Origin of the sequence: Mucilaginibacter galii (genome assembly GCF_014635825.1) — a bacterium.
Taxonomy (GTDB): domain Bacteria; phylum Bacteroidota; class Bacteroidia; order Sphingobacteriales; family Sphingobacteriaceae; genus Mucilaginibacter; species Mucilaginibacter galii.
The window spans coordinates 35191-59323 of record NZ_BMDO01000005.1; the positions used below are offsets into that span (position 1 = coordinate 35191).

Consider the following 24133-nt stretch of genomic DNA (forward strand, 5'->3'; position numbering starts at 1 on the left):
TATCAAATTTTAAGATAGTATGAAAAAGATCATCATCGCAGCCGCCATTTTAGTAAGTGGCCTTGCCTTCAATAACAAAGCCGAAGCACAAATAGGGGTAAGTATTAATATTGGCAGCCAACCAGATTGGGGCCCTGTAGGTTATGACCGTGCCGATTATTATTATATGCCCGACATTGATACTTACTATGATGTACCCGCTCACCAGTATGTATATTTAAACGATAACCGTTGGGTACGTTCTGCCAGCTTGCCTGCCCGCTACCGTAACTATAATGTTTATAACAATTATAAAGTAGTTATCAACGAGCGTAATCCATGGGAACGCAACACCGTATACCGCACCCGTTATGCCAACTATAAAGGACGTCATGACCAGGTGATTATTCGCAACAGTAAGGATGTGAAGTATAAAAACCATTATACTACCACCAGAACCCGTACTGTGGTAAAAAGAGGCAACAACGGCAATGCCTTCGGTCATTATAAAAATGACAAAGGCCATGGCCATGGCAGAGGCCACAGATAATATTTAATCCTTATATAAACAGAGAAAGCCGCTTCATGGAGCGGCTTTCTCTGTTTATATAGTACAATGTGTTAGCTTATTTATACCCAACCCCCATATTAAATAACATAAAAGCCCATTTATCAGTTTCCTGTCCAATAACTTGTGCGGTGGAGCGGCCTGCGCCGTGGCCGGCATTGGTTTCAATGCGGATGAGTACCGGGGCTGTACCTTTTTGATATTCCTGCAAACGGGCGGCAAACTTAAAGGAGTGTGCCGGCACCACACGGTCGTCATGATCGGCGGTGGTAACCATGGTAGCCGGGTAACTGGCCGGTTTAAGGGCATGGTAAGGCGAGTAATGGTATAAGTAAGTGAACATGCCTTCGCTGTCTTCGGCGGTACCATAGTCATAAGCCCACCCAGCGCCTGCAGTAAACTTGTTGTAGCGCAGCATATCCATCACCCCAACAGCCGGGAAAGCTACCTTACATAGATCGGGGCGCTGGGTCATGGTAGCACCTACCAGCAATCCACCGTTAGAGCCGCCGGCAATGGCCAAAAAGTCTTTAGACGTGTATTTACTTTTGATGAGGTACTCGGCAGCCGCAATAAAATCGTCGAACACGTTTTGCTTGCGCAGTTTGGTGCCTGCTTTATGCCAGGTTTCGCCGTATTCGCCACCACCGCGCAAATTGGCTACGGCATAAATACCACCTTGCTCTAACAACACAATATTAGAGGTACTAAAAGCCGGGGTTAAACTCACGCCAAACCCTCCATAAGCATACAGCAAAGTAGGATTACGCCCGTTAAGCACCGTACCTTTTTTGTAGGTGATGATCATGGGCACTTTCGTACCATCTTTAGATTTATAAAATACCTGCTTGCTTTCGAACAATTCGGGATTAAACTGCACCCCCGATTTTTTGTACACCTCTGATTTGCCGCTACCTAAATCGTATTTAAAAATGGTTGATGGATACGTGTAAGAAGTGAACGAATAATAAATTTCCGTTTCATTCTTTTTAGCGCTAAAACCCGATGCCGTACCTACCGATGGTAAAGCCACCGCATGTTCCAGCTTTCCGTTCATATCGTATTGCTGTATAAGCGTGGTAGCGTCTTTCAGGTAATGGGCAAACAGTTTGACTCCTGCGGTAGATACCTCCAGCACATTTTCTGAGCGCGCTATCAGGTCTTTCCAGTTACCCGGCTGCGGGTTGCCTGCATCAACGGTAACCAGTTTATAGGTGGGCGCATACAGGTTGGTGTAGATGTAGAGTTTGCTGCCCACGTTATCAACAATGGAATGTACATTATCCATGTTGTTCACAATATTAACAATGGCACTTTCCGGCTTGCTCAAATCCTGAAAGTACAACTCGTTGCCGGTGGTAGAATTGGCGGCGGTAATAACCAGGTAGCGTTCATCCTCTGTTAAATAAGCACCTATGTAACGACGTGGTGTTTGTTCGCCGCCAAAAATAAGCTTGTCCTGGCTTTGTGGCGTGCCCAACTGATGATAGTACAGCTTGTGGTACTGTGTCATGCCCGAAAGCTGGCTGCCATCTTTAGGCTTATCGTAACTGCTGTAATAAAAGCCCTCGTTACCTTTCCAGGCAATGCCAGAGAACTTAATATCTTTCAGTGTATCGCCCACCACGCTTTTATCCGAGGCTTTAATAATTACGGCATTGGTCCAGTCAGAACCGCCGGTAGAGAGCTGGTAAGCAGCCAAACTACCATCTTGCGTAAAACTGATGCCGGCCAGTGAGGTCGTACCGTCTTTACTGAACTTGTTGGGGTCTAAGAACACCTCGGGCTGGCCGCCTGCTGTTTGGCGGTACAACACCGACTGGCTTTGCAAGCCATCGTTCTTATAAAAATAAGTGTAGCTCCCTTCTTTAAAAGGGGCGCTGTATTTTTCATAGTTCCATAGCGTTTCCAGCCGTTTGCGGATGGCATCGCGGTAAGGTATTTGCGACAGGTAGCCTTGGGTTACCTTGTTTTGTTCTACAACCCAAGCTTTGGTATCGGCAGCCTGGTCATCTTCCAGCCAGCGGTAAGGATCGGGCACTACAGTGTTAAAATATGTATCGGTTACCTCGCCTTTTTTAGTTTGCGGGTATTTTACAGGAGATGTATTCATAGATTGTGCGTAGCAAAAGCTGCAAAGTAAAGCAGCCGGAAGCATTAAACAGCTGATTTTTTTCATGGTTTGTTGTTTTAACGGCCGGGTTGCGGTTTATGGTATAAGTTTTAGCTAAGTAAATGACTTTCAGCACAAAAAACAATAGGCCCGTCAGCCTCGCAAAGCTATTTTATCAGTCAGCCACCTAATTGGTAGGCAGTATAATAGAGAAAGTGGTGCCTAAACCTAACTCGCTTTCTACCAGTATAATGCCATTGAGTGCCTCTACGTGGTTTTTAACCAGGAACAGCCCCAGGCCCTTCCCTGATATTTCGGAGCTAAATTTTTTGTAGGGTTTAAACAGATCGTCGAGGTGCTTATCCAGGTCAATGCCCACACCATTATCGGTCACGGTAATAATAGCCGATTGTGCGTTGGTAATAATATTAATGCTGATCTCCGGCGCCTTATTGCCCTTATACTTTATGGCATTATATACCAGGTTATAAAAAATGCTGTACATGTATGCCTTGTGCGATAGAATACGAAAGGGCTTATCTATATATTTGATGGTAGTCCCTGAATGTTCAATAACAGGAGCCAGATCGGCCTCTACAGAGGCAATTACCTGTACAATGTCTATACATTCGCGGGTAAGCTCAATGGCCGAATCGCCGATGGAAACAATCTTACTCAAGTCGGTGATCACGTTATCGAGGCTATTGGTAGAAGCCCTGAGCTTTAGCAAACTTTCGTCGAAGGTTTCCGGATCGTCCTTATCCATCTCAAGTAAACTAACCAGCCCGGCTATGTTGGCTACAGGCAGCCGCAGGTTGTGCGATACCACATAGCTAAAGGTTTGTAGTTCGCGGTTACGCTTATACAAATCATCGGCCAGGCGCTTTAATTCCTGCTCGCTTTTAATGCGGTCGGTTATATCTACGCCAACACATTGTATTTCGGTAGCTTCGCCTTTCTCGTCGGTCAGGCAAACACAGTCCCAGTAGGTGGTGATCATCCGGTCGTTACTAACTGGCCGATCAACTTCTAACTGAAATACTTCATTTTTGTGGCTTTTACACTGGTTGACCACATCGTATACCCTTTGGTAATGATAATCGGCTATGCTCAGCATGCTGTTTTGGCCTATTAAAAATTCATCACCATAAACCCAGGCTAAGTCCTTTTTAAACTTATCGTTCACATAGCTAAAGAGGCCTTTCAAGTCAGTACGGATCACATAATTAGTTTGCGATTCAAATATACTGCGCTGCCGGGCCTCGCTCATGGCAAGCCTGTTAATGGTAGCATCAAGCCCGTTAATAAGGCGATTAATGAGTATGGCAAGAATATAACTTAAAAACACAAGGTTTGATGAGAAAGCCGCCCAAGCACCCGAATTATATTGTGCTATAAGCGGCGAATTAAACAGCTCATAATGAATAATAACACCAAATGCTATACATATAAGTGTATTTGCCGCCACCGACCACAGCGCCGCTTTGTGAGGAAAAATTAACGAAGTAAGTACCGTAAGGGTAAGCAGATAAATAATGCCTGGTTCAAAAACACCCAGCGCAGCGATAAGAAAAATTGCAAGCGCATAAAGTACACCTACAATAAACGCCTTTTTATAAAAAACCTTCACAAACCTGTTAAATATTACTCCTGCTATAACAAGTTCGGCAGTAATATCAAAAATGGCAATGCCATACTTTTTTTCTATAACGGAAATCAGAACGCTGGGTATGAGTGCTATTAAACTTACAGGAAGAAGGTAGATGGTAAAAGTGGTAAATATTTTTTCGCGCCAGTAGCAGGTATCTTTAACGTCTACCGGGGTATCAAGCTTATAATAACTCAGTATATGGTTACTGTAACTTATCCACCACCTAAAAAGAGGGATGTTAAGCGAGCGTAGGTTAGGTATCATCAGGAACTGCAAATAAGATACCTACAATGTACAACTAATTAATGTGTACAACAATGTATTATCCCCATATAAGCTTACAACCAACTTGAGTGGCGCTTAAAAAGCCCTGTGTTTACCCCTATTCAAGCTGATTATCTTATCATATGGTGCTCAATGCACATTAATAGCATTTAAAGAAATATGAATCGGCATATAAGCAGGAATTTAAGCGCTTAAAAATTATGTAAATGTAAAGGTAGAAAAATAAAAACCCTGTAAAAAGCAAAGCCCCCTGATGGGCAGGGGGACTTTTACTAACCAATTATAAACCTAAATTATGAGAAGAGCTGTTGGGGAAGGATTCGAACCTCCACAGAGTAGTTAGTTAGCCGAAGCCAATTTCCTATGATCTCCGCCACCGGGACAAGGAGGTGTGTCTGCCAAAGTTTCACCACCCAACATTGTTTTTTTTAAAAAGAACGACAAGCAATTTTCTCATTTGCTTATTACAAACATAAAGGCTAAGTCGTTTTCTTGCAAATATTTCAACAAAATATTTGCATTTTTATTCAAATTTTAATTATCCTTGTGTATAAATATATAAATACAAATTTATGCCGCACAGAAAAGCCCAAAATTTAGAAATTGATAATTTGGATATCCAAATTTTGTCTATTTTAATGAAAAACGCTACCACGCCATATACCGAGATTGCAAAAGACCTTATTGTATCGGGCGGTACCATTCACGTGAGAATGAAGAAGCTGGAAGAGATGGGTGTGATAAAAGGTGCAAGTTTAGAAGTAAACCCGCAAAAACTGGGTTTTGACGTTACTGCATTCCTAGGCATATTCTTAGAAAAAGGTTCACAGTATAACGCAGCAGTTGAAAAACTGAAGACCGTTAACGAAATAGTGGAGTTACATTACACCACAGGCAGCTACAGTATTTTTGCCAAAATTGTATGTCATGACACTAACCACCTGCGCGAAGTGCTGAACGAGCACATCCAAAGCGTGCCGGGCATACAACGTACCGAGACTTTCATTTCACTGGAAGAATCTATTAAACGCCAGATCAGTTTAGATTAATAAAGCATAAGAAGCCCCACCTAAATCCTCCCCGGGAGGGAGGACTTTGATTTGGGCTCCCTCCCTTCCGGGGAGGGCTGGGGAGGGGTTTTTACTTAAACTTCGCCTTTAACGCTGCCAGTTTACTCTGCATATCGGTTTCGGGCTCTCTCTTATTGCGGTTAGGCGTTTGATTGCCTGATGCCGATGGCTGCGGTTTACGAACCGGGTTGTTATTGCTTCTTTCCTTTTCTTCACCCTTCATACTTAACGAGATACGCTTACGGCTGGCATCAACCTCGGTAACGGTTACCTCTACGTGCTGGTGTACTTTCAGCACTTCGTTAGGGTCTTTGATAAACCGGTTGGTAATTTGGCTTAAATGCACCAAACCATCCTGGTGAACGCCAATATCAACAAAGGCACCAAAAGCCGTAATATTGGTGACGATGCCCGGTAACTTCATACCTACCTTTAAGTCTTTGATTTCGTTCACACCTTCGGTAAAGCTAAAGGCTTCAAACTGTTCGCGCGGATCGCGGCCGGGTTTGGCCAGCTCGGCCATAATATCGTTTAGGGTAGGCAAGCCCACTTTGTCCGACGTGTATTTTTGCAACGGGATGCTCTTGCGCAGCTTGTCGTTGGTCATCAAATCGCGGATGGTGGCATTGCTGTCTTTGGCTATTTGCTCTACCAAGCTATAACGCTCGGGGTGCACACCGCTGGCCTCTAAAGGGTTGTCGGAACCCTGGATGCGCAAGAAACCTGCCGCCTGCTCAAAGGCTTTATCGCCCAGGCGCGGCACTTTCTTTAACTGCTCACGGCGTTTAAAGGCTCCGTTTTGGTTGCGGTAATCTACAATGTTTTGTGCCAGTTGCGGCCCTAAGCCAGATACATATGCTAATACTTGCTTAGATGCGGTGTTTAACTCCACACCAACGGCGTTTACGCAACTGATTACCGTATCATCTAAAGAAGTTTGCAGCTTATTCTGATCCACATCATGCTGGTACTGGCCTACTCCTATTGATTTTGGGTCTATCTTCACCAATTCGGCCAATGGGTCCATCAAACGGCGACCAATAGACACCGCACCACGCACGGTCACATCTTTATCGGGGAACTCCTCGCGGGCTACTTCGGATGCAGAATAGATAGACGCGCCGCTCTCGTTCACCATCACAATGGTAACGCCTGGTAATTGTAGGTTACGGATAAAGGTTTCGGTTTCGCGGCCGGCGGTACCGTTGCCAATAGCAATAGCCTCTATCTTATAGGTTTCAAATAAATGTTTCACTGTTTTTTCTGCCTCGCGTGCCTGCCCTGCGCCGGTATGCGGAAAAATAGCGGTATATTCTAACAGCTTGCCTTGTTCATCCAAACAAACCACTTTACAGCCGGTGCGGAAACCAGGGTCAATGGCCATTACCCGTTTTTGTCCCAGCGGTGCAGCCAGCAATAACTGGCGGGCATTTTCCGCAAACACGCGGATGGCTTCTTCGTCGGCTTTCTTTTTGGTGAGCAAGCGGGCTTCGGTTTCCATGGATGGTTTGAGCAGGCGCTTATAGCCATCGGCTATGGCCAAACGAATTTGATTGCTGGTTGAATTGTTAGACGTTACAAAAGTGCGGTCTAACAAGGCAATGGCGTCATCCTCGGGTGGTAGTATGTCGAGGTATAATATCTCTTCTTTTTCGCCACGACGCATGGCCAGTATGCGGTGAGAAGGGGCAGTTTTAACGGGCTCGGTCCAATCGAAATAGTCTTTATATTTAATACCAGCTTCTTCTTTACCCGGTGCCACTTTAGATTGAAAGGTGCCTTTATTAATAAACATGTCGCGCAGTTGCGCACGGATCTCGGCATTTTCGCTTATGGTTTCGGCTATTATATCGCGGGCACCGGCCAGGGCTTCTTCGGCGCTGTTCACCCCTTTTTCGGCATCCAGGTATTTTTCAGCCTCGGCAGAAAGGTCTACCTTGTTTTGCGTAAAAATAAGATCGGCCAGTGGTTGCAACCCTTTTTCGCGGGCTTTGGTGGCACGGGTGGTACGTTTGGGGCGGTAAGGCAGGTAAATATCTTCGAGGTTCACCATGGTTTCGGCCTCGTTAATTTGCTGCTGCAATTCGGGCGTAAGCTTGCCCATATCGGTCATTGATTTCAGGATGGCCTCGCGGCGCTTATCCAGATCGCGCAGTTGCTGTATGCGGTCGCGGATGCTGGTAATTTGCACCTCATCCAAACTACCGGTGAGTTCTTTACGGTAACGGGAAATAAAGGGAACGGTAGCGCCTTCATCTAACAGGCTAACGGTAGCGGCTACTTGTTTAGAGGCCACAGCCAGTTCCTGGGCTATTTTAATATGATGATCTATCATGTACACTATGCTTTTGCAGGGGGCGAAATTAAGGAAAACCCCTCAACCCCCTGAAGGGGGAGGATGAAATTTTTTTTCGGTAAGCTACACATTGCCGAAGTATACTACGCCGTTATTATCTTTGATGTATTAATTAATTCCCCCTTTGGGGGTTAGGGGGTATGGATTCGCACCAATTAAGATTATTTGAATTAAAGCTGGCCGAGATCTATAACCAAACGGAATGGATCCAGTACGAGATAGACCTGTCGGGCTTTATAGCGCTCTTTCCTATTGAGTTTAAGAACGATATACCTCAACGGCCCGATATGCCCGAAGATTTTGATCTAGACCGCACCACCCGGCTGGCCATTATGGTTGCCTACCGCGAGGCATTTAGCTAATGCTTAGTTTAAGCCTTTTGCTTTTCCTGCTTAAATACCGTAACCACCAAAAAGCATAACAGGGTAGTAAAACACACCACGCCCAGCGCGGCCAGGGCCACACGCCAGTTTTGGTGCAGCAGCATGCCTTTATACATACTGCGTATACCTACCACAATCATCCCCGTAAAAATGAGGAAAGGGACAATGAGCTTTTGGCGCAGGCTTAACTTGTTATTCATGAACTAAATATAGGCAGCTTTTAACACAAAACAAAGAACATTGCAGTTTAGGCCTGCAAATTGTCGCGTTTACACCAAACAGCGGTTGGCTCAGCTGTATTGTTACTTGCCGGCCGCGTCGAGAAAAAGATGGAGCAATTTAATTTTGCTGTCTTCGATAACGGCAATATCCATGCCCGATGCCACGGGTGGTTGCCCCGGTAAACCCAGCGTCCATGAAATGTGCTGCACCTGGTGGTTTACCTGCGCCGGGTGGCTCAGCTCAAACCTGAACTCGGGTGCCCATTGCGACTGCAGGGTAGTAATCAAATCGTTAATGGCCTGGTAACCCGTAATGGCCGCACCATCGTTCGACTCGTAAAACACCATGTTGGCCGCATACACATTTTCCATAGCCGCCAACCGCCTTGCCGCATCCCTGTCGTTCCAAATAACCAGTAAACTATCTTCTAAAAGCTTTGGTGTAGTTTCCATTTTCTTTGTGTTGTGTTTCCTTCAAATGTAGCAGCCTTTAAGGAAGTTAGGGTTGCTTTTTATCATTAAATGGAGGTGACGAATGTCATGTGCTGGCAGTTTTTTTGATTTACCGCAATAGTTCTTTTTCTTATAGTTAATTATGCAATAACGACGACCTCGCACAATATAATATCAGCAAGTATTATAAAGATAGAGAATCTGGAAGTTTCAAAGAGCTTGTCGATGATTAATAATACATGATTAAATAAAATCTGACATTGATTATATAGAACTTTTCCGAAGCGCCGGCACTATTATAAAATTATTTAGTACTAGTTTTTATAGTATTTTAAACTAAGTAACCAACGAGAGATATTAATTACTATTAACTATTTATATTTAAGCCCTAAACTAATTAAATTAAACATGTTTAATATTATGAAGTGGTGGCCTGGTGCGAAAAGCTATACCTTTAAATGTCCAGACGGCACTACGCGTACAATATATAAAGACATAAATGAAGCTTTCCCTTTAGCTATTCGTGATGCAAAGTCAAAGATTGATTCAGATATTAAAGCAGAAAAATTAGCTGCTGCAAAGATATCTGTTGATTATCAAACTAAAGTATCCAATATACTTTACCGGTTGAGTGATGAGAATGAAAGCTTAATGCTTAACTTTCGTACTACATATTTGGCTTTTATATCAGATCCTTGTGGGAACGGCAGTTTTCTTAAGCGTCAAATAGAAACCACTATTCATAAACAAAATCAGCTTCAAGAATTAAGAATGCAAATAAACGGCCTAACTACATTAGCTCAGTTGTGCGGAAACGATCTAACAACTGTTATGCCAATATATATAAAAATAATCGGCAAGATCTCAGGGTTTGACGATGCTACAATAGCGCAAATTGAAATTAAAAATAATACACAAAATGCTCATAGTTGGATAGATGGAGGTCAAAATGGCTAAAACTATTTGTATGGCTAGTGCTAAAGGGGGAGCTGGTAAAACGATTTTAACAGCTACTTTTGCATCATTCTTAACCGCCTTAGGAAAGAAAGTAATAGTTATAGATACTGACGCTTCTACAAATGGTCTAACGCTTATGTATCTTAAGGAGGTGCTTTTAACCGAAGAAGTATTTATTGGTAAAAGCAAACAACCTTTGGGGACCTTCGAGTTTGATGCAACAAAACACAGTCCTGATTACATTGGATTAGTTACATTACCCAATGGTGTATTATTTCTTCCAGCGGCTTTTAGATTCACCAATACCGAGGCCGCTAATCTCGAACAGTTTCGAAGTACTCTAAAAAATTTAATTCATATCTATAGTAAGTATGCTGATTATATCTTTTTAGATGCACAAGCGGGTTCAGACAATTTTGCTGCTGTTTCTATGAGCAGAAATATTTCAGATCAAGTTATTATCGTTAGTGAATATGACCCACTTTCAGCAGCTGGGATTGAGAGATTAAAGGCTTTATTTAGAGAAGATTTAAATTATGGACGAACTTGGATACTGCTCAATAAAATGTTGCCTGATTTTGTTCAGTCATTTAGTTCATTTTTAGAAGTTGCAAAATATTTAAGTCCTGTACCTTGGGACGCTGACGTTGTGAGGTCGTACGCTAAGAAAAAGTTGGCTTTGGATATGGAAAACGGAAATGATTTCACACTATCTATAGTACAAACAATGCGTGGATTACTAGGTGACGAAATCGAAAAAGAAGTTAGCAGCTGGCTATCCGAAAAGTCTGCATCTTTGAGGGAGCCAATTGATATACAAATAAATGATTTGAAAACTAATTTAGAAATGCTTCAAAAACAGAAGTTAGAAGCTCAAAAGTTAAGCTATAGAAAAAGTATGTTTTCAAATATTTCTAATATGGCTATAGTTGTAGTAGCTTTTGGAACAGCTGTTACTTTCGCAACTAAATTCCTTACCAAATTTGATACAACGGAAAGAGTAATAGTTCTAGGAATGGTGACCACCGCTTTAATAGGCTTGATAATCTCTATAATATCAAAAAGTTTAGAATTTCGAGCTAGCAAAAATGAATTAGATGATGAAAAAATTTCTTCACATATGAACTCGATGATTAGTCGCCTTGACAAGTTGGAAAGTTTGCGTTCTGGAAGTATAGAGGCATTAATAAAAGCAAATAGAACATCTTGACATGCTTTGTAAGCTTGTGCTATCGTATCAATCTCATTTGAGTAGATTGTAATTTCCGAATACTGACTAATCTGCTTATAACGCAGTCTACTAAAACTACTCCAAGTTGAATGCCCCAAATTCCCCACTGCTGGCGCACGCCTGTTGCGTGTGCTTGCTTAAGCCTTAACAATCTTACTTAAGTATAGATAACAGCAATGGGTTAATATATCACACGCAACAGGCGTGCGCTAGCTATAGGAGCTATGTTGTTATCCTTCCCCAGTGCTGGCGCACGCCTGTGGCGTGTGCTTATCTAAGCCGCACAATACTTGCATATTGAATAACAATACTGAATTAATATGGCACAAGCCACAGGCGTGCATCAGCCAAACGGCTAAATCGGCTTGTCATCTCACATTATCCAAACAAACCGGCTAAAGTTTCTTTAACTAATAGGAGCGTGCAAATCCTCTCCTTGAAACATCAGCATGAGTACTATTTTAAATATTGAAAAATTGCAAAACATTATCGACGAAACTGCAATAACCAAACTGGATGCAGGCGCATTGGTGCACAAAAAGCAGTCTGCTATTGAGTTTAACATACTTTCGGTTGAAGATAACGTGCTAACCGTTGCAACCGAGCAGGGAAAAACCAGCTCCGGTAAATATGCCAATTTAAAAACACTTGTTAAACGCACGCATGAAGTGTTCGATAACTTCCTGCCCTCATCCGTTAAGCTGGAGGTGCAGCCTACCGAATATCTCGAATCGCCGGCGGCTACGGTTACGCCCGACTGGATCAACAAAAAAATGCTGGAGAAAGAAATAAGAATTAAGCAGATCGCTTTTGACACCGGCATTGACCGCACCGACCTTTCTGCTTGGATAAATGGGTTAAGGCCCATGAGCCAGATAGTTAAAGCCTTGTTCTATTATTATTTTAACAGGTAATATGCTAACTCCCGTGAGTAACCATCCCGTCACAAATTCTTTGCACACATCCTCAAACCCTCACCATCCCCGTTTGTAGCTTATAAAGCTATTATTAAACGGCAACATTAAAAATATAAACAGACATGAAATATAGAATATTGGGCAGTACCGGTGTGGAACTTTCGGCCGTGGGTTTGGGGTGTATGAGTATGAGCCATGCCTATGGCGAGCCTAATGATGAGGAATCGGTGGCTACCCTGCACCGCGCGCTCGATTTAGGCGTTAACTTTTGGGATACGGCCGATGTGTACGGCAACGGTAAGAACGAAGAACTGATCTCCAAAGTACTCACCCAAAACCGCAACAAGGTATTCATTGCCACTAAATTTGGTTTTACCCAGGGTACCGATGGCAAGGGCATGGTGTTCAACGGCTCGCCCGCTTATATGAAAACCGCCGTAGAAGCCAGCCTTAAACGCCTGAACGTAGACGTGATAGACCTGTACTACGCTCACCGCATTGACCCAAACATACCCGTAGAAGAAATGGTGGGCGCCATGGCCCAATTGGTTACCGAAGGCAAGGTGCGTTTCCTGGGTTTGTCAGAAGCATCGGCCAATTCGGTTAAAAAGGCACATGCAGTGCACCCCATCAGCGCCTTGCAGAGCGAGTACTCGCTGCTTACCCGCGAGCCCGAGCAAAACGTATTGCCGCTGTGTAAAGAGCTGGGCATTAGCTTTGTGCCGTTTAGTCCGCTGGCGCGCGGACTGGTAACCAATACGCTAAACATTGACGAGCTTAAAGAGGGCGATTTTAGAAAAGGCCTGCCCCGCTACCAGCAGGAGTACCAGGATAATAATAGCAAGCTTACCGCAGGTTTTGCCCAACTGGCCGCGCAAAAGCAATGTACGCCATCGCAACTGGCCCTGGCCTGGGTACTGGCACAGGGGGAGCATATTATCCCTATCCCCGGCACCAAAAGGCGCAAGTATTTGGAAGACAACGCCGGCAGTGTAGACGTTGAGTTAACCGCTGCCGACCTCAAAAGCATAGACGAACTGCTGGCCCGATACCCCAACACCGGCAACCGCTACAGCGAAGCACAATTGAAACAGGTAGACCGCAGCTAAGTAATTCACCATGACCGTATGGCTTAAAGCACTGCGGTCATGGTTCAAATTCGTATTAGTCTAACCATCATTTCATCATTAGCCGAACACTAAGGGGGTATGTACGTTGTAGGTTTAACTATGCTTACCTCTTTATATTACAGCGTTTTCATACCCTTTATAGCCTATGTAGTTCCGGCTGCCATAATTTACCTGCTTTTTCACAGGTTCTATGTTAACCGGATGCCACCCCCGCCCCAAAAAGAGTTTTTATCTTCTACCATTGGAAAGGTACTGGCAGCAATCCTGGCTTTTATCATTGTAAAATTTCTTTGGACTGTAGGAATCATCCTTCTATACTAAAAAGCGATATAATGATAAATTGAATGTAATGGCGCCGAACCTGCCACAGTTTTACTAACCTTCCACCACAATATTTTATGGGCAAGGCTATAACCTGCACAATTCCATTATTTTTGCTGTAACCGAACAGTAAAACCATTTACGTGTTAGGTTTTACTACTATGCTTATAAAGAAAAGAATTTCGATCATATACTTTCTCCGCACCGTTAGGTGGGATATGCTGGCTATTATTTGTTACGCGCTGCTGGCCGGCTCGTTTGACCATTATGGCATTTTGAGCCAGGTTTCCATTCCGCTGGCGTTAACCTCATTTGCGGGTACGGTATTGTCGCTCCTGCTGGCGTTCCGCACTTCGCAATCGTACGAGCGGTGGTGGGAAGCCCGGGTGGTGTGGGGCGCTATTGTGAACGATAGCCGCACGCTGGTGCGCCAGGTAAAACTGTTTATGCCTCAAACTGCCGAAGGACTGGCCGTAGCCAAAGAGTTTGCCCGCCGTCAGGGCGTATGGTGCTTTGCCCTGGGCGAATCGTTGCGTAAGTTAGACCATAGCGATAAGGTAACGTCGTATTTTGCCAAAAGCGGCACCGATAGCGGCAACAAGCCCAACATGATCATTAACCATCACTCTGATGCGCTGGCCGCCGCCACCGAGCAGTTTAAGCTCGACCCCAACAAACAGGTACAGATAGATGCCACGCTGGCCCGCCTGTGCGATTCGATGGGGAAATGTGAGCGGATCAAGAATACGGTGTTCCCGCGGGCATACAGCGTGTTAATCCACTTTTTGATCTACGTACTCATGACCCTGCTACCCTTCGGTCTCGAAGATCAAAGCAAACTGGTAGAGATCTCATTAACTATCATCATCCCCGCGCTGTTTATTGCCATTGAGCAAACCGCCATCCTGATGCAGGATCCGTTTGAGAACCGCCCTACCGATACCCCGATGACGCAGTTAGCCAAAACCATTGAAAACACCCTGATGGAAATTGTAGGCGAACCGCCGGTTAACCAGATAGAGCCGCCTGTGTCATACTTCATCATGTAATAAAAAAAAGCACAGAAATACGCTTCCTGTGCTCAAATATTGTATCAAGTCGCGGCTTAAACGTGGCAAGCGGCTACCAGCCGCCGCCGCCTCCTCCGCCGCCGCCACCGCCAGACGAACCTCCACCGCTGCTGCCACTGCTCCAGCTCGAACTTCCGGACGAGCCTGAGGAGGAACCCGAAGACGTATCTTTAGGTGTTGGCGATACGCTAACCGAGCTGTAAAAGGTACTGGGCATACTGGTGGCAAAGGTGCGGTAAGGTATTTTATCGCCGTTGTACCAATCGGGTTCGTAATCACTTTCACGCAGTATCTCTTCAAATTTTTGTCCCCAGGCGTTTTCCAGGTCTAAGGCGATGGCGTAGGGTAAAAACTTTTCAAATACCTGTGGGGTAAGCTCGGGCGGGTTAAGCAGGTTAAGCCTATGCTCTTCGGCCGTGTTCAGGTAAAGTTTAAAGCCTTCAACCTGGCTTTGAATTTGAATACCGGCTTGTGTATATGCTGTAATACTGAGGATGAAAACCATGTACAACGCTACCATAACGCCCATCACCACAATACTTACAAACGATGCCGACTTAAGCACCACTATGGCTACGATGAGCGGCATTACGGTAGCCAGCCCTCCAAAAATAAGCATCAAGATACCTGCACCAATGGCTGCTTTTTTAAACTTTTTAAAGCTCCCTACGAGCAAACTTATGCCAATGGCTATAAAGGGCAACATGAAAAAGAAGGCAATGTAATGAGGATCGCCCACGATGATGAGGTACGCCACCAGCCCTATAAAACTGAGAACGCTTGTCCAAATGGCAAGGCCGAGGTTCTTTTTGTAATAGTCGGAAATTTTAAGCTGCGACTTAATGCTCGCCTCAAACTTACGTCGTGCTTTTACAAAGGTTTCGGCATTGGTTTCAGTGGTTTTAATAGAGTCGCGCTTGCCTAACAATTGCTCAAACAGCGCCTGCTCTTCTGCGGCCAGGTTGCCGGTATCGGCATTTAGCTTGTCAAACTGGTAGGCCTTGCGCTCCGCTTCGGGCGAGGTAATTTTGATAGCCCGCTTCACCCCCATATTAATAAGGGCGGCAGCCGTAGCTTTATCATCATAATACTTTTTATAAAAGTAACGCAGCACCGCGGGCGACCAGTTGTTGGGCACATGAAAAGTAGGCACTACTACCGGCATTTCAGGGTCGCGGCCATACTTGCGCCATAGCAGGTAATACAGCAGGGCAAAAAAGCCAATTAAAGCTATACCCGCCGTTATACTGCTATACTCGTTCAACAGGCGTTCGGCCATGCCGGGGCGCTTAATAATAAAGGGCGTAAAGGCGGCCGCCACCGTGAACCCCTCACTGGGCTGCAGGCTGCCGTTGGCCGTAAACGTAACCGACTGATCGTTATTGACCACATGGCTGCACGCCTGATTTTTAGAACCCGCCGGGCCGGTATAACACGAGGTGTTACCCAGTTGTGCACCCACCGGGAAGTGAATAGTGGCCGAAGCCTTTTCTATCTCAAAATCCCACTCGTTGCCCGTTACGTTCCAGTACAACTCATCGTAAGTATCAAAAAAGCCAACGTGGCCGCGGCTACGGTAAGTAATATCGTAAGTGTAAGTGCCGGGTTCCAGCGTGGTAGAACCGCTGCCTATGTATATCTTGCGGTTGTCGCCATCTTTCTCGGCTTTGTACTCTTCAGGCTGGCCGTTCTTTTCTACGGCTACAATTTCAAAGTCCACCTTTTTGTGGCTTCCGTAAATATCGGAACGGTACATGGGGATAAAGCGCAGCAGGCCGTGTACAAATTTATCGTTATTGGCATATATTTTAATGTGTTCGGTTACGGTAACCAGTCCGCTGCTGTCTATCCGTATGTCCGAGGCAAAGTTAATAATGCGCTCGGTGTACTGCGGTTCCTGGGCTATCAACCCTTGGTTAATATGGCCGGTATCTTGCGCGGCGGCACTAAGGCTAACTATACTGCATAGTAACCATAAAAATTTACGCATCATGAGACAAGGTTTTAAAAGGAAACGTTAGGGGTTTCGCGCTGTTGTGCATTATCAATCTCGAAGAACGTGCCTTTTTCGAACTTAAACGAACCGGCTACGATGTTACCTGGAAAGCTTTCTACCGCAATGTTATTTTCTCTCACGGTGCCGTTGTAATAGCGACGGGCCATTTCCAGTTCGGTTTCAATGGTGGTAAGCTGCGCTTGCAAATCGCGGAAGTTTTGGTTGGCTTTTAAATCTGGATAGGCTTCTACCGATACCATGAGTCTGCCTAAAGCCGGGCCCAATTCTTTTTCGGCACTGATCTTTTGCTCCACACTGCCCGATTGCATGGCCTGCGTGCGCAAAGTGGTTACCTGTTCCAGCAGTTGCTTTTCGTGGCTGGCATAGCCTTTAACGGTATTGACCAGGTTAGGGATAAGGTCGTACCGTTTTTTCAGGAACACATCAATACCGCTCCAGGCCTCCTGCATCATATTCCGCTTTTTAACCAAACCGTTGTAAAGCGACATGCCTACAACAAACACCAATACGGCAATAACAAGAATGATAATAATGATCATGGCAACGAAGTGAATATAAGGTGATTGAACAGGTTAAATATCTTATTTCAACCTGTTTAAACCATTTTTGTTTTACAACTCCCTGTTTTACCGGGGCTTGTTTGGGTGCTAATGATCATAAAAACACCAAACAACATAACGCATACAGTTTATTGCACAACTCCAAATGGTTGTAAAGCTGCAAGCTAACAATTTAAGTTAAAACGGGTTATAAGTGTTTTGACGATATGCCGATGTTAAACATAGCCGATAACCCTGTTAAAGTTCCTGGTAAAGATTTTAAACGCCCGCTTGAGGCTTTAAATTTTTTTATGGCCGATATGCAGGCCGGTATAGGCCCGTTCTTAGGCATTTTTTTGCTTGCACACCAGTGGAAAAGCGGAGCCATAGGTACGGTAATGACACTTGGCGGCATTGCCGGTGTGCTGGTTACCGTGCCGGCAGGTGCACTTATAGATCAAACCAAACGCAAGAAGCTATATGTAATCATCCCCGGCATATGTACCGTGCTGGCCTCGGCCGTTATCTTGTTTTCACAGCAGTTTTGGGTGGTGGGCATATCGCAGGTGGCAACGGCCATTGCGGGCGCAGCCATCGTACCGGCCGTAATGGGCATAACGCTGGGCATGGTTGGGCAAAAAGGCTTTAATCGGCAAAACGGACGAAACCAGGCCTGGAACCATGCCGGCAATTTGGTGGGTGCAGGCTTATCGGGCTTTTTGGGAATGAAGTTTGGGATGCCCGCTATATTTTATCTTTCTGCACTTTTCGGGGTCTTTTCCATCATCTCGGTAAGCATGATCCCCTCTTCGGCTATTGACGACCGTGCCTCGCGCGGAATGAAAGATGATGACACCACAAGCAACGCCAGCAGCTTTAAAGCATTGCTCGAATGTAAACCACTGCTGCTACTTGCTGCGGCACTGGCCTGTTTCCATTTGGGCAACGGCGCCATGCTGCCCCTTTACGGCTTAGGCGCCGCCACAAAGGGCACCGGCAGTGCCGAAATATTTGTAGCCATGACCATTGTAATAGCACAACTGGTAATGATAGGTGCATCGCTTATAGCCATGCGTATGGTAGATAAGAACGGGTATTGGTTAGTGCTGCTATTGTCGTTTTTAGCGTTGCCCCTGCGCGGTATTATTGCCGCCAGCATGAACTACCATTTAGGCTTATACCCCGTGCAAGCCTTAGACGGAATTGGCGCCGGGCTGCAAAGCGTGGCCGTACCGGGACTGGTGGCCCACATTTTAAACGGCACGGGCCGCATTAACGTAGGCCAGGGCGCGGTAATGACGGTGCAGGGAATAGGTGCAGCACTTAGTCCGGCTATAGGGGGATGGCTGGCGCAAAGCACAGGCTATCATTCGGCCTTTATAGTGCTGGGCAGCTTTGCCGTTATTTCTGTAGCCATATGGGTTTACTATTACCGCACCCTGCGCACAGCTTGTGATCAGGGTGATGACCAGTAATTTAAGCTTTGCCTGATTAGTTTATGCGGTATTCATCATTGTAGCTGCTTATTTGTAGTTTGTTGAATAAAACTTCTACTTGTGAAAAAAAATTAAAAAATTTTTCACTGCGCAAATACACTGCGCAGGAGCCCTATTTCTTTGTATCAACATAAAGAAAAAAGGAGGTTCACCATGAAATTCAACCTGTTAAGCAAATCAAGAAACCAGACCATTAACCACGCAGGTGCCAAAGCATTTAGGCTATCCCCAGAAATGGAATTGTATACTGCCGTAGTTACCTGGAGCTTAAACGATTCCTTTTATGAAAAAGACGAAGCGCGTTTAGTACGTTTGCGCAAACTGATATACGAATGCAAACCTGAGTTTGTGGGTAAGCTGGCTGTATATGCCCGTACCAAAATGTACATGCGTTCGGTACCGCTGGTATTAGTTACCGAACTGGCTGCGCTGCACTCCGGCGATAATTTGGTAGCCCGCGTTACAGATGGCGTAATTAACCGCGCCGATGAGATCACCGAGCTGCTGGCCTGCTATGAAACGCTGAACAAGCGTACCGGCACTAAAAAGCTTAACCGCCTGAGCAAGCAATTACAAAAAGGTTTGAGCACAGCCTTTAACCGGTTCGACGAGTACCAGTTTGGCAAATACAATCGCGATGGTGCCATTAAACTGCGCGATGCCTTGTTTTTGGTTCACCCAAAAGCAAAAGACGAATTGCAGCAACTACTGTTCAACAAAATTGTGAACGGCAACCTGCAAATGCCTTACACCTGGGAAACTGAGCTGTCGGCTTTAGGTCAGCTTAATTTTGACAGTGACGAGGCTAAGGCCACAGCATTCCGCGCTAAGTGGGAAGAACTGATAGATAGCGGCAAACTGGGCTACATGGCCCTGCTACGTAACCTGCGAAACATACAGGAAGCCGGCGTAAGCTATGCGCACTTTGAAAAAGTATGTGCCCGTTTAGCCGATGCCGCTGAAGTAGCAAAGGCAAAGCAGTTCCCATTCCGTTATCTGGCGGCTTACCGCGAGTTAATGAATCCGGTAGTTACCAAAGTTCCTGCCCAAAGCTTGGTTAAAAAGCTAACCGCTTTAGTGCACGGTCAAAACAAAGGTTACACCGGCGAGTTGCTGGATGCTTTGGAAAAAGCAGTACAGGCAAGCGCTACCAATATAAAAGGCTTCGGTCATGAAACCCGTGTGCTGTTAGCGTGCGACGTTTCAGGATCGATGCAAACACCGGTATCGGCTAAGAGTAAGATCTTACTATACGATGTAGGCTTGATGCTGGCCATGCTGCTGCAATCGCGTTGTAAAAATGTGGAGGTAGGTATGTTTGGCGATATCTGGAGAACGATAACGGTACCGCGTAATAATATCTTAGGTAACGTTCAGGCGTTTTATCGCCGCGAGGGCGAGGTGGGTTACAGCACCAATGGCTACCTGGTTATTCAGGATATATTGCAGCGTAAGGTACAAATGGACAAGGTGTTTCTATTTACCGATGCCCAGTTATGGAACAGCAATAATACAGCCGACCATATCCAAACCTTATGGTTGCGCTACAAGGGAGAGGTATCGCCAAATGCAAAGCTCTACCTGTTCGACCTGAAAGGTTACGGACAAGCGCCATTGCAAATATTACGCAACGATGTTCACCTGGTGGCCGGCTGGAGCGATAAAGTTTTCGAAGTGTTAGCTGCTTTGGAAAACGGAGGCTCGGCTTTGGATGCTATCAATAACATAGAACTGTAAAACCAAGTATGGGGAAGCTAACGCCCCATACTTTTAAAAAAATAAGGATGCCGTAGAAACGGGTTACTTCGCTCATGAAGGGGGTGGGCAGTGTAGCGCAAGTTATGCTGGAGGTTCGAGTCCTCACAAGCGAGCCCCCGTCCCGCGTTCGCCTGTTGCTCCTTATCACAAAGAAGGTGTCGTAAATAAGTCTTACTTCGATTGGACGCTGAGGTTGGCGGTTCGAATCCGCCCCCGCAAGGGTAGCTCAACGGGATAGAGCACAGCGCAGATTGGCTTATTGCTTTTTACCCTTCTTTTTTAAAGAAATTGAAATAAGAGGGTGCCGTATTAAAGTATTGCTTCGTTTCAGGTCTGAAATGCCGGTTCAATCCGGCCCCGTAGGGTAGTTTAAATAAAACGCAGGGTAAAGTAACTTTGAGATAGTTGCCCCTCTTTAAAAAAGGTGTCGTTAATAAGTGTTACTTCGCATCCACCGCCCAGGTCGCCGGTTCGATTCCGGCCATTGGTTTTGGCCAGTGTAGCTCAGTTGGTTAGAGCAGGAACACCGCAAGGTGTATTTCACTTATAGCCTGTTACCCTTTTTAAAATAAACTAAAATATTAAGGTGCCGTAGATATGCGCTACTTCGTGTCGCCGGTTCGATCCCGGTCTTTGGAGCAATCCATTGTAGCTCAGTTGGTAGAGCAGTTAGCCTTTTGGCTCTGCGCATATTGCTCATCGCCCTTAAGAAATAAAGAAGATGCCGTAGATCAGCGTTACTTCGCCTGTCAAGCTTTATATAAATGCTGGTTGAATATTGCTCTTCTTTAAATATAAAAAGGTGCCGTAAACAGGTGTTACATCGGTTAGAACATCCGCCGCTGGCGGAAGGTCGTTGGTTCAAATCCAGCCAGTGATTAATTTCACAAGTAATTCAGAAAAAAACACACCCATTGCTTTTTGCCCTTTTTCAAATACAAATGAAAGATGCCGTAGGCGGGTGATACTTCGCTGGTTGAAAACATGTAGTAATACATGAATCCGGGTTCGAGTCCCAATACGCACCTGCCGGTTGTTGCTCCTTCATTTATATTTATCAATAAATTTCCAATCAATGCCAATCGTAACCATACTACCGGCACTGCTTTGCTTGTGGCTTGAGGGCAAGCTTATTACAAATGGGGCAAAGATTAAAGTTTACTTCACCTGGGTTATCTTTCAAAATACGTTGCGAGCAGTTAACTATAAATTTCATTTTTTGTAGAAAAATGAAGAAATATGAAGTTTTATGGTAAAATGCTGAAGAAAAAGGTACTTATCTGCCCGTCATAAAGCCCATACTTTTAGGTTCTTTGATCTCTACGGCAAAGCCCTCAATGTACAACTGATCGTCGGTATACTTCGACCGGAGCGAGGCTTCGTCTACTTTAAAGTTCTGGATTTTCAGTTTTTGGTTGATCTCTTCAATAATGTCTTTGGTTACAAAGCTGGTGGTGGTGCGCAGGGTATCGTCTATGGTTTGCAGGGTTACGTTTTCTACTTTGTACGAAAATCCTATAGTGTTATTATTGCTCATAACTAATTGATCTACTGGTTATTTTCTTTTATCGAGCGCTACCAGTGCTATGCCGCCTATCAGTAGTATACCACCCGCATAGGGCGGCCAGTTAACCGATTTTTCGCGGTCGGCCGAAATTTGGATAGGGCCCGCATCCACAATTTTTTCCTTTTTAGTGTAAGTAAAGCCGGTCCATACCAGCATGACGGCGCCTAAAATGATGAATACAATTCCGAGGATCTTCATGTTGTAAAGGTTTGATGATAACAAGCAACGTTATTGTTAAATTGTTTTTTTAATGGTGTCCGAGACTTCCCAATCAACCAAAATAAAAATATTTAGTTAATTTCTTTAACCGGTAGTAGCGTTTTAGTTAGCACTTACGTATGGATATCTATAATACTAAAAATTTTACACCATGAAAAAAGTTCAACAATTTGTAAAAGCCAAAGCCGGTATTTTAGGGCTTGCCTGCCTGATAGCCCTGTCATTTTCCTCCTGTTTAAAAGACAACAACGATACTTACGTAGCACCGCCAGCAGCGTTAGTATCTATTGTAAATGCCTTACCCGGCTCGCAGCCGGTAGATGTGTATTTTGATCAGAACATAGCCAATACTTACTCCATCAACTACGGTAACGGGCAGGATTACGCAAGGGCTTACACCGGTAAAAGGACATTTACCTATTACACTTCGGGTACACGCCAGCAAATAAAATCGGATACAGCTACATTGGCAGCCGATAAGTTTTACACCACTTATTTAACCGGCACAACGGCACAGCCCGAAATACTGGTGGTTAAAGATACCCTGGTAAGGCCTGCTACCGGCAAAGCATCTATCAGGCTGGTTAATGTAAGCGCCGGTACGCCTGCGGTAAACCTGGTAATACGTGGTGGCGCAACCCTGGCTACATCAAAAGCTTATAAAGGCGTTTCGGGCTTTGTGGCTGTAGCGGGTAACACTACTTACACGCTTGATATTGTGCAGGCCGGAACAAGCACTGTGCTTACTTCCATTACCAATGTAAACCTGAAGAATGACTCTGTTTACACCGTATGGCTGCGTGGAGTTACCACCGCTACCGATGCTAACAAGCTTACAGCAGGTATACAAACCAACGCCTATTATTATTAATAACAGGCTATCGTTTTCTTATTTAGTTTTTAATAAATTGCTGGCATAAACCCTGCATTATGCAACGCCGCAAATTTATTACCAACAGTTTATTATCAGCCAGCGCATTGGCGCTTACGGGCAACAAAAGTTTCGCCGCCTGGATGGCACAGCCATCTTTTAAGTTTAAACCGCTGCGAAACAATGTAGGCATATTTGCCGAGCAGGGTGGCACCATAGCCTGGCTGGTTAATAAAGAAGGCATTGCGGTGGTAGATGCCGAGTTCCCGGCACCGGCCGAGCATTTGATAGCCGAGTTAAAAAAACAGTCGGACAAGCCTTTCGAGTGGTTAATTAATACTCACCACCACGGCGATCATACCGGTGGTAATATCTCGTTTAAAGGCATAGCTAAACACGTAGCCGCACATGCTAACTCGCTGGCTAACCAGCAAAAAGTGGCGCAAGCGCAAAATAGCGTTGAAAAAAATTTATTCCCCGATATCACTTTTACTACCGATTGGAAAACTAAAGTAGGCGACGAAAATATTAAAGCTTACTATTTTGGCGCAGGCCATACCAATGGCGATAGCATGATCCATTTTGAGCATGCTAATGTGGTACACACTGGCGATCTGGTTTTCAACCGCCGCTATCCCTTTGTAGACCGCGCTGGGGGAGCATCGGTAAAAGAGTGGATAACTACGTTGCAAAAGGCACAAAAGCAGTTTAACAAAGATACCCAGTTTGTTTTCGGCCATGCCTTTGACCCGGAAAAGGTAGTGGGTACCATGGACGATTTGAAAGCCATGCAGAACTACATGGAACGCCTGGTTGATTTTGTGACTTCTCAAATTAAAGCCGGTAAAACCAAAGCCGACGTTTTAACCGCCACCAGCATACCCGGCGTAACCGAATGGCAGGGCGATGGCATTGTACGCAGCCTTACCGCCGCTTATGATGAATTAAGCGTTTAATCTTG

General features: G+C 45.0%; 21 protein-coding genes. 12 read left to right on the forward strand and 9 right to left on the reverse strand.

Going from position 1 to position 24133, the window contains the following annotated elements; genetic code table 11:
* The first annotated feature begins 19 nt into the window (after window positions 1-19).
* A complete protein-coding gene (locus IEV61_RS10255) occupies window positions 20-529 on the forward strand; it encodes a hypothetical protein (RefSeq protein WP_188416305.1) in 510 nt (169 codons plus the stop codon).
* Between the two features lie 76 nt (window positions 530-605).
* On the opposite strand, the gene IEV61_RS10260 is transcribed toward IEV61_RS10255, so the two are convergent.
* Both IEV61_RS10260 and IEV61_RS10265 read right to left on the reverse strand, forming a co-directional pair.
* Window positions 606-2726, reverse strand: a complete 2121-nt coding sequence (locus tag IEV61_RS10260) for a prolyl oligopeptidase family serine peptidase (protein ID WP_188416307.1) — start codon at window positions 2724-2726, stop codon at window positions 606-608.
* 121 nt (window positions 2727-2847) lie between these two features.
* A complete protein-coding gene (locus IEV61_RS10265; RefSeq protein ID WP_188416309.1) occupies window positions 2848-4575 on the reverse strand; it encodes a sensor histidine kinase in 1728 nt (575 codons plus the stop codon).
* Between the two features lie 593 nt (window positions 4576-5168).
* Here IEV61_RS10265 and IEV61_RS10270 point away from each other — a divergent pair.
* Window positions 5169-5645 carry an Lrp/AsnC ligand binding domain-containing protein gene (locus IEV61_RS10270; protein ID WP_188416311.1) on the forward strand — a complete coding sequence of 159 codons (477 nt, stop codon included), beginning with the start codon at window positions 5169-5171 and terminating at the stop codon, window positions 5643-5645.
* 91 nt (window positions 5646-5736) lie between these two features.
* Here IEV61_RS10270 and IEV61_RS10275 read toward each other — a convergent pair whose 3' ends face one another.
* Entirely contained in the window at window positions 5737-8001 is a 2265-nt protein-coding gene (locus IEV61_RS10275) for a Tex family protein (RefSeq protein ID WP_188416313.1), read from the reverse strand.
* A gap of 161 nt (window positions 8002-8162) precedes the next feature.
* On the opposite strand from IEV61_RS10275, the gene IEV61_RS10280 reads away from it, so the two are divergent.
* A complete protein-coding gene (locus IEV61_RS10280) occupies window positions 8163-8384 on the forward strand; it encodes a hypothetical protein (protein ID WP_188416314.1) in 222 nt (73 codons plus the stop codon).
* An 8-nt stretch (window positions 8385-8392) separates the two neighbouring features.
* On the opposite strand, the gene IEV61_RS10285 is transcribed toward IEV61_RS10280, so the two are convergent.
* Entirely contained in the window at window positions 8393-8605 is a 213-nt protein-coding gene (locus tag IEV61_RS10285) for a hypothetical protein (protein WP_188416316.1), read from the reverse strand.
* A 102-nt stretch (window positions 8606-8707) separates the two neighbouring features.
* The gene (locus IEV61_RS10290; protein ID WP_188416318.1) at window positions 8708-9079 is read right to left on the reverse strand and encodes a nuclear transport factor 2 family protein; all 372 of its coding nucleotides are present in this window, start codon (window positions 9077-9079) and stop codon (window positions 8708-8710) included.
* Between the two features lie 420 nt (window positions 9080-9499).
* Between IEV61_RS10290 and IEV61_RS10295 the strand changes: the two genes are divergently transcribed.
* The 5 genes from IEV61_RS10295 to IEV61_RS10315 all read left to right on the forward strand — a co-directional run bounded on the left by IEV61_RS10295 (window position 9500) and on the right by IEV61_RS10315 (window position 14684).
* On the forward strand, window positions 9500-10036 hold the full coding sequence (locus tag IEV61_RS10295; protein ID WP_188416320.1) for a hypothetical protein: 537 nt from the start codon (window positions 9500-9502) through the stop codon (window positions 10034-10036).
* Window positions 10029-11246 (forward strand): ParA family protein, encoded by a 1218-nt coding sequence (locus IEV61_RS10300; protein ID WP_188416322.1) that lies wholly within the window; start codon window positions 10029-10031, stop codon window positions 11244-11246. The genes IEV61_RS10295 and IEV61_RS10300 overlap by 8 nt, the downstream gene beginning before the upstream one ends.
* A 470-nt stretch (window positions 11247-11716) precedes the next feature.
* Entirely contained in the window at window positions 11717-12181 is a 465-nt protein-coding gene (locus tag IEV61_RS10305) for an XRE family transcriptional regulator (protein WP_188416324.1), read from the forward strand.
* A 125-nt stretch (window positions 12182-12306) separates the two neighbouring features.
* Complete coding sequence (locus IEV61_RS10310) at window positions 12307-13293, forward strand: aldo/keto reductase (protein WP_188416326.1); 987 nt, start codon at window positions 12307-12309, stop codon at window positions 13291-13293.
* Window positions 13294-13796: 503 nt separating this feature from the next.
* A complete protein-coding gene (locus tag IEV61_RS10315) occupies window positions 13797-14684 on the forward strand; it encodes a bestrophin family protein (protein WP_188416328.1) in 888 nt (295 codons plus the stop codon).
* Window positions 14685-14757: 73 nt separating this feature from the next.
* Here IEV61_RS10315 and IEV61_RS10320 read toward each other — a convergent pair whose 3' ends face one another.
* Window positions 14758-16698 carry a DUF2207 domain-containing protein gene (locus IEV61_RS10320; RefSeq protein ID WP_188416330.1) on the reverse strand — a complete coding sequence of 647 codons (1941 nt, stop codon included), beginning with the start codon at window positions 16696-16698 and terminating at the stop codon, window positions 14758-14760.
* A gap of 11 nt (window positions 16699-16709) precedes the next feature.
* Window positions 16710-17261 carry a LemA family protein gene (locus tag IEV61_RS10325; RefSeq protein WP_229747093.1) on the reverse strand — a complete coding sequence of 184 codons (552 nt, stop codon included), beginning with the start codon at window positions 17259-17261 and terminating at the stop codon, window positions 16710-16712.
* Between the two features lie 227 nt (window positions 17262-17488).
* Between IEV61_RS10325 and IEV61_RS10330 the strand changes: the two genes are divergently transcribed.
* Window positions 17489-18736 (forward strand): MFS transporter, encoded by a 1248-nt coding sequence (locus IEV61_RS10330; protein WP_229747094.1) that lies wholly within the window; start codon window positions 17489-17491, stop codon window positions 18734-18736.
* Between the two features lie 174 nt (window positions 18737-18910).
* On the forward strand, window positions 18911-20494 hold the full coding sequence (locus IEV61_RS10335; RefSeq protein ID WP_188416331.1) for a TROVE domain-containing protein: 1584 nt from the start codon (window positions 18911-18913) through the stop codon (window positions 20492-20494).
* A gap of 1297 nt (window positions 20495-21791) precedes the next feature.
* Here the strand turns inward: IEV61_RS10335 and IEV61_RS10340 are convergent.
* Together IEV61_RS10340 and IEV61_RS10345 are read right to left on the reverse strand one after the other, a co-directional pair.
* Window positions 21792-22052: a hypothetical protein gene (locus tag IEV61_RS10340; RefSeq protein WP_188416333.1), complete on the reverse strand. Its 261-nt coding sequence runs from the start codon at window positions 22050-22052 to the stop codon at window positions 21792-21794.
* 18 nt (window positions 22053-22070) lie between these two features.
* Window positions 22071-22280, reverse strand: a complete 210-nt coding sequence (locus IEV61_RS10345) for a YidH family protein (RefSeq protein ID WP_188416335.1) — start codon at window positions 22278-22280, stop codon at window positions 22071-22073.
* Window positions 22281-22452: 172 nt separating this feature from the next.
* Here IEV61_RS10345 and IEV61_RS10350 point away from each other — a divergent pair, with 172 nt between their 5' ends.
* Both IEV61_RS10350 and IEV61_RS10355 read left to right on the forward strand, forming a co-directional pair.
* Window positions 22453-23172, forward strand: a complete 720-nt coding sequence (locus IEV61_RS10350; protein ID WP_188416337.1) for a DUF4397 domain-containing protein — start codon at window positions 22453-22455, stop codon at window positions 23170-23172.
* A gap of 59 nt (window positions 23173-23231) precedes the next feature.
* Window positions 23232-24128 (forward strand): MBL fold metallo-hydrolase, encoded by an 897-nt coding sequence (locus IEV61_RS10355; RefSeq protein WP_188416339.1) that lies wholly within the window; start codon window positions 23232-23234, stop codon window positions 24126-24128.
* Window positions 24129-24133: the final 5 nt, after the last annotated feature.

Excerpts from the sequence above, each read along its gene's own strand:
- IEV61_RS10255 (WP_188416305.1), top strand. The coding sequence starts at position 20 with ATGAAAAAGATCATCATCGCAGCCGCCATTTTAGTAAGTGGCCTTGCC.
- IEV61_RS10335 (WP_188416331.1), top strand. The coding sequence starts at position 18,911 with ATGAAATTCAACCTGTTAAGCAAATCAAGAAACCAGACCATTAACCAC.
- IEV61_RS10300 (WP_188416322.1), top strand. The coding sequence starts at position 10,029 with ATGGCTAAAACTATTTGTATGGCTAGTGCTAAAGGGGGAGCTGGTAAA.
- IEV61_RS10320 (WP_188416330.1), bottom strand. The coding sequence starts at position 16,698 with ATGATGCGTAAATTTTTATGGTTACTATGCAGTATAGTTAGCCTTAGT.
- IEV61_RS10290 (WP_188416318.1), bottom strand. The coding sequence starts at position 9,079 with ATGGAAACTACACCAAAGCTTTTAGAAGATAGTTTACTGGTTATTTGG.
- IEV61_RS10305 (WP_188416324.1), top strand. The coding sequence starts at position 11,717 with ATGAGTACTATTTTAAATATTGAAAAATTGCAAAACATTATCGACGAA.
- IEV61_RS10275 (WP_188416313.1), bottom strand. The coding sequence starts at position 8,001 with ATGATAGATCATCATATTAAAATAGCCCAGGAACTGGCTGTGGCCTCT.
- IEV61_RS10355 (WP_188416339.1), top strand. The coding sequence starts at position 23,232 with ATGCAACGCCGCAAATTTATTACCAACAGTTTATTATCAGCCAGCGCA.
- IEV61_RS10340 (WP_188416333.1), bottom strand. The coding sequence starts at position 22,052 with ATGAGCAATAATAACACTATAGGATTTTCGTACAAAGTAGAAAACGTA.
- IEV61_RS10325 (WP_229747093.1), bottom strand. The coding sequence starts at position 17,261 with ATGATCATTATTATCATTCTTGTTATTGCCGTATTGGTGTTTGTTGTA.
- IEV61_RS10330 (WP_229747094.1), top strand. The coding sequence starts at position 17,489 with ATGCCGATGTTAAACATAGCCGATAACCCTGTTAAAGTTCCTGGTAAA.
- IEV61_RS10280 (WP_188416314.1), top strand. The coding sequence starts at position 8,163 with ATGGATTCGCACCAATTAAGATTATTTGAATTAAAGCTGGCCGAGATC.
- IEV61_RS10315 (WP_188416328.1), top strand. The coding sequence starts at position 13,797 with ATGCTTATAAAGAAAAGAATTTCGATCATATACTTTCTCCGCACCGTT.
- IEV61_RS10285 (WP_188416316.1), bottom strand. The coding sequence starts at position 8,605 with ATGAATAACAAGTTAAGCCTGCGCCAAAAGCTCATTGTCCCTTTCCTC.
- IEV61_RS10295 (WP_188416320.1), top strand. The coding sequence starts at position 9,500 with ATGAAGTGGTGGCCTGGTGCGAAAAGCTATACCTTTAAATGTCCAGAC.
- IEV61_RS10260 (WP_188416307.1), bottom strand. The coding sequence starts at position 2,726 with ATGAAAAAAATCAGCTGTTTAATGCTTCCGGCTGCTTTACTTTGCAGC.
- IEV61_RS10310 (WP_188416326.1), top strand. The coding sequence starts at position 12,307 with ATGAAATATAGAATATTGGGCAGTACCGGTGTGGAACTTTCGGCCGTG.
- IEV61_RS10345 (WP_188416335.1), bottom strand. The coding sequence starts at position 22,280 with ATGAAGATCCTCGGAATTGTATTCATCATTTTAGGCGCCGTCATGCTG.
- IEV61_RS10350 (WP_188416337.1), top strand. The coding sequence starts at position 22,453 with ATGAAAAAAGTTCAACAATTTGTAAAAGCCAAAGCCGGTATTTTAGGG.
- IEV61_RS10270 (WP_188416311.1), top strand. The coding sequence starts at position 5,169 with ATGCCGCACAGAAAAGCCCAAAATTTAGAAATTGATAATTTGGATATC.
- IEV61_RS10265 (WP_188416309.1), bottom strand. The coding sequence starts at position 4,575 with ATGATACCTAACCTACGCTCGCTTAACATCCCTCTTTTTAGGTGGTGG.